Annotated in this window: 7 protein-coding genes; 2 read left to right on the forward strand and 5 right to left on the reverse strand. The window is 61.3% G+C overall.

All coding sequences use genetic code 11. From position 1 onward, the window contains the following. On the forward strand, positions 1 to 231 hold a 231-nt coding region (locus ACXJKO_RS30615), incomplete at its 5' end, for a GlgC family sugar phosphate nucleotidyltransferase (protein ID WP_457094783.1). Between the two features lie 408 nt (positions 232 to 639). Here the strand turns inward: ACXJKO_RS30615 and ACXJKO_RS30620 are convergent. Further along, positions 640 to 900, reverse strand: a complete 261-nt coding sequence (locus ACXJKO_RS30620) for a dodecin family protein (protein WP_457094784.1) — start codon at positions 898 to 900, stop codon at positions 640 to 642. A 230-nt stretch (positions 901 to 1,130) separates the two neighbouring features. On the opposite strand from ACXJKO_RS30620, the gene ACXJKO_RS30625 reads away from it, so the two are divergent. Further along, on the forward strand, positions 1,131 to 1,349 hold the full coding sequence (locus ACXJKO_RS30625; RefSeq protein WP_457094785.1) for a hypothetical protein: 219 nt from the start codon (positions 1,131 to 1,133) through the stop codon (positions 1,347 to 1,349). Here the strand turns inward: ACXJKO_RS30625 and ACXJKO_RS30630 are convergent. The 4 genes from ACXJKO_RS30630 to ACXJKO_RS30645 all read right to left on the reverse strand — a co-directional run. Beyond that, the gene (locus ACXJKO_RS30630; RefSeq protein WP_457094786.1) at positions 1,346 to 2,182 is read right to left on the reverse strand and encodes a universal stress protein; all 837 of its coding nucleotides are present in this window, start codon (positions 2,180 to 2,182) and stop codon (positions 1,346 to 1,348) included. The two genes, ACXJKO_RS30625 and ACXJKO_RS30630, sit on opposite strands and share 4 nt — an antisense overlap. Positions 2,183 to 2,284: 102 nt before the next feature. Then, a complete protein-coding gene (locus ACXJKO_RS30635) occupies positions 2,285 to 2,677 on the reverse strand; it encodes a hypothetical protein (protein ID WP_457094787.1) in 393 nt (130 codons plus the stop codon). Continuing rightward, positions 2,674 to 2,997 carry a hypothetical protein gene (locus tag ACXJKO_RS30640; RefSeq protein ID WP_457094788.1) on the reverse strand — a complete coding sequence of 108 codons (324 nt, stop codon included), beginning with the start codon at positions 2,995 to 2,997 and terminating at the stop codon, positions 2,674 to 2,676. Before ACXJKO_RS30640 ends, ACXJKO_RS30635 begins: the two co-directional genes overlap by 4 nt. 339 nt (positions 2,998 to 3,336) lie before the next feature. After that, positions 3,337 to 3,544: DnaJ domain-containing protein (locus ACXJKO_RS30645; protein WP_457094789.1), on the reverse strand; the 208-nt coding region annotated here is incomplete at its 5' end.

Genomic DNA, 3,544 nt, shown 5'->3' on the forward strand with positions numbered 1-3,544 from the left:
GCGCAGCTTGATCAGGCGGTGGTGCTGCCAGGGGTTGAGGTTGCTCCGTCATCGCGGCTGAGGAAGGTGATCGTGGACCGCGGCGTTCGGATTCCGGAGGGTCTTGTGGTCGGCGAAGATCCGGATTGGGACGTGCAACGCTTCCGGCGCAGTGAGACCGGCGTTTGTCTGATCACGCAGCGCATGGTGGACCAGCTTAAAGGGAAAGGGCTGGGAAGCCCTGACTTTTAATCAGAGGTCCCTAGGTTGCAGTCGCAGCGCACTCGCCACTTCAAACCCTTGACCAGTAAGGGTTTTAATACTTTCCCGCGTCGGCAGCCCCACAGCTATCTTTATCTCGGGTAACGCTACGGGTAACAGCAGACGAAACTCGCGTAATCCGCGCGAGGTCCGACTCACTTTGCGCTTGATAATCAAAGGTCCGCAATTTCGCGATGAGCGGACCTTCGTTGGGATCGCTCTACGTTACACTTTGACCCGTTTCAGACGTTCCGCGCCCCGCAGGGGCCCGGCAGCATGGAACATACCGTCGGGCCTCGCGAAGGGCATCTGCAGGGATAAGCTCGTGCCTATCGTTCCGCTGACGCTTCTGCCGTCGAGTACGGCCGATCTGTGACTCCGCCAGCGACCTTGAGGATCTCACTCCAAGCCCAGGATCTCCTCGCTGCCCATGCTCCGGGTGCTCCTGGCGCTCGTGCTTTCGTCGAGCTGGAATGCGATCTTCAGGACGACCCGGAATTGGGTGACTTGGTCATTCTCCACAACGGCCTCGAACTCCTTGACCCAGACGGAGCGGATGTTGCGCAGCGTCTGTGCGGCGCGCTCTACTGCCTGACGGGTCGCATCCTCCCAGCTGTCTGGCGACTGGGATGACAACTCCACCATTTTCACGATCGACATGTGCCTCTCCTTCGCTTCGGCGCCTGAGCCGCGCCTAAAGGATCAAGCGCAGGAGAGGGCAGCCGTTCCTGGTCAGGGAAGTTCTCGCGCGGCCCAGTCCCTTCCACTGAGCTATCTGCACAATGCTGGTGCCCGGACCCCTCGCGCAATCCGGCTGATGGGATCTATCCTATAAGGGCAACCATGATATTCTGGCGTGCCTTGCCCTGTGTTCGAAGCGGATTGGTCCTATGACGCACCGTTACGTTCAGCAGCTTCAGAAAGCACGTGAGCGGCTGGTCGCACACCGACGCGAGATGGCCGAGATCCTCATCAACACGGCGGCCTTCATTCCCGACAGAGCTGTGGAATTCACGGAGATCCAGGACGCGATCAAGTCCATTGACGAAGCGATCGAGGATGAAGCCAAGCTGGCTGGCGCTGTCTCTCGTGATGAAGATAGCGTTTAGTGCGCCATCAGGACAGGAACAGTGGTGTTGGACAGAATGTGGCTGGTGGCCCCACCGAAGATGAACTGCCGCAACCGGCTCTGGGTGTAGGCGCCTTTGACCAGCAGATCGCAGCCGAGCGCCACAGCCGCTGACAGAATGGCCTCCCCGGCTTGCCCGTGCGGGTTGGGCAGGGATCTCGTCTCCACCGGCAGCCCGTTGCGTTTGAGGGTGCGGCTGAGATCCTGTATGGACGGGCCTGACACGCCCCAGTCCTCGAAGTCGACCACCACGATCCGTTGCGCTCGTGCCAGGAGCGGCATCGCCAAGGCAATGGTGCGGGCCGTCTCCGTGCTCCGGTTCCAGGCGATCACCACGGTCGTGCCAAGGGTGCTGGGCGGTGTCGGAGGCACGAGAAGGACCGGCCGGCCACTCTCGAACAGTGCCGCCTCAACCGTGGGCGGACGAGGCTGATTGGGCTCATCGCTCGGCCGCCCGAGCACGGTGATGTCGAAGGCCCGTGCATAGTGACCGACGAAGTCGTCCTCCGCCAAGTCGCCTTCGTGCCAGCCGAAGCCAAGGCCTGAGGGTTCGGTGTCGGATGGTGGAACCCCATGGGCTGTCATGAAAGTCTCAAACAGGCGGCGGGAGGCCTCGGCCCGCTGCCGCCGCACCTCAGGATCGAGGAATGAGATGTCGCCGATGGCAAGGTCGGAGGCGATGTAGGGCGGCAGGTTGGGGGTGGTCGCCATGCCTTCCAGGTAGCCGTCGAGGGCTCGCCCGAGCATCAGCGCCGTCTCCAGAACAGGCTGAATGAGACGATGCTCTTCTACCGGAACCAGGATTGACTGCATGGCTCGTCCCCACACTGAACGATGGCTGCCGAGAAGCTGGGGAGGATTGTACTCTTTTGGCCGGACGTTGTCGCTGTAGGTGGGGGATGTTTGGGTCTGCTCTTACACTGCGCGAGCGCCAGGTAACGCGCTTGGCTCAGGCACGAACACATTGCTGTGCTCAAGGAGAGCTTGTTGGACAAGGAACGCGAGTTGGTCGGAAAGCGCAGAAGAACGTGCCGGAAAGATGCCGTCCAGCGCTGCCGTGCCAACGGTAAAGCCGGCCGCTCCGGCCGCGATGACGGCAGCAATGCGCTCTGGGCGGTCGATGGAGCCGGCCACCATCACCGGCTTGGGGGCAACCGCCCGGCAGACTTGGCCGATCAGATCCGGTACATCCCCCTGGAAGCGGTAGGCGAGCAGGTCAAGACCATAAACGCCATCCATCGCCGCCAGCTGGCGGGCGCTCTCGACAACGGCGTCTGTAGTGCCGGCAAGGACGCTCGGATAACTCATGACCTGACCCGGAAACGGATAGTAGCGGATACCTTGCCGGCCAGGACGGGCAGAACCATCTCCGGGCGTGTGCCGCCCATCAGGACATCGACCCCGAGCTCGACAGCCGCACGGGCGGAGGCCTCTTCACTCTGTGCGTCTAGGCTGACGACCTCCAGGTAAAGCGTCGCACCGGCAGCCCGGATCGTATGCGCCAGGCGGCGTAAGCCAGCGAACGATAGCCCGACGTCCTTGAAGCCGATATGGCGCACGCCTGCACGAAGAGCGTCCGACACTCGGTCGGCAGCGTCCGGGATGGTACGGTCGGTGTGGGTCAACATGAAGATGAAGTCACATGCCATCAGCTTGGGCCAAGGTCGTTACGTTTGGAAGCGCCCGGCACCAGCCCAGACAATTGGGTCATTGCCAAGCGCCTCGTTCGGTGTGAAGCGGCTTTGATCGAGCACTAGCCCGGACTTGAGCCTACATCGGGTCGCATGCTTCCAAGTCGAGCCCATGGAAATAACGGCTCCGTATTCTTTGGGGAAGGTCTGTTCCTGGCACGAGGCGGAAGTACACTGAATGTCCGCTCTATCGAGGAACACCAGACGTTCCTGGAAGACAGACAATTTCCTGGGTTGACCCAATGCGGAATTTGAAAGCATCTCCTCCATGAGGAATCACCCGCCATGCCGGCTCAACAGAATGTCCTTGGCTTGGTTCACGCGCGCCGCGAGATAGGTCGAACCGCCCTGATCCGGGTGAAGCTTTTTCATCAGACTCCGATGTGCCTGTCGGATCTCATCGGGGGTAGCACCCGGTCGAAGGTCCAGGATCTGGTAGGCCTCTTCAGGTGTCATGGCACCCGATGCGGACTGAGTGTCTGAC

Source organism: Microvirga sp. P5_D2 (assembly GCF_054049475.1).

Excerpts from the sequence above, each read along its gene's own strand:
- ACXJKO_RS30620 (WP_457094784.1), bottom strand. The coding sequence starts at position 900 with ATGTCGATCGTGAAAATGGTGGAGTTGTCATCCCAGTCGCCAGACAGC.
- ACXJKO_RS30625 (WP_457094785.1), top strand. The coding sequence starts at position 1,131 with ATGACGCACCGTTACGTTCAGCAGCTTCAGAAAGCACGTGAGCGGCTG.
- ACXJKO_RS30630 (WP_457094786.1), bottom strand. The coding sequence starts at position 2,182 with ATGCAGTCAATCCTGGTTCCGGTAGAAGAGCATCGTCTCATTCAGCCT.
- ACXJKO_RS30635 (WP_457094787.1), bottom strand. The coding sequence starts at position 2,677 with ATGAGTTATCCGAGCGTCCTTGCCGGCACTACAGACGCCGTTGTCGAG.
- ACXJKO_RS30640 (WP_457094788.1), bottom strand. The coding sequence starts at position 2,997 with ATGTTGACCCACACCGACCGTACCATCCCGGACGCTGCCGACCGAGTG.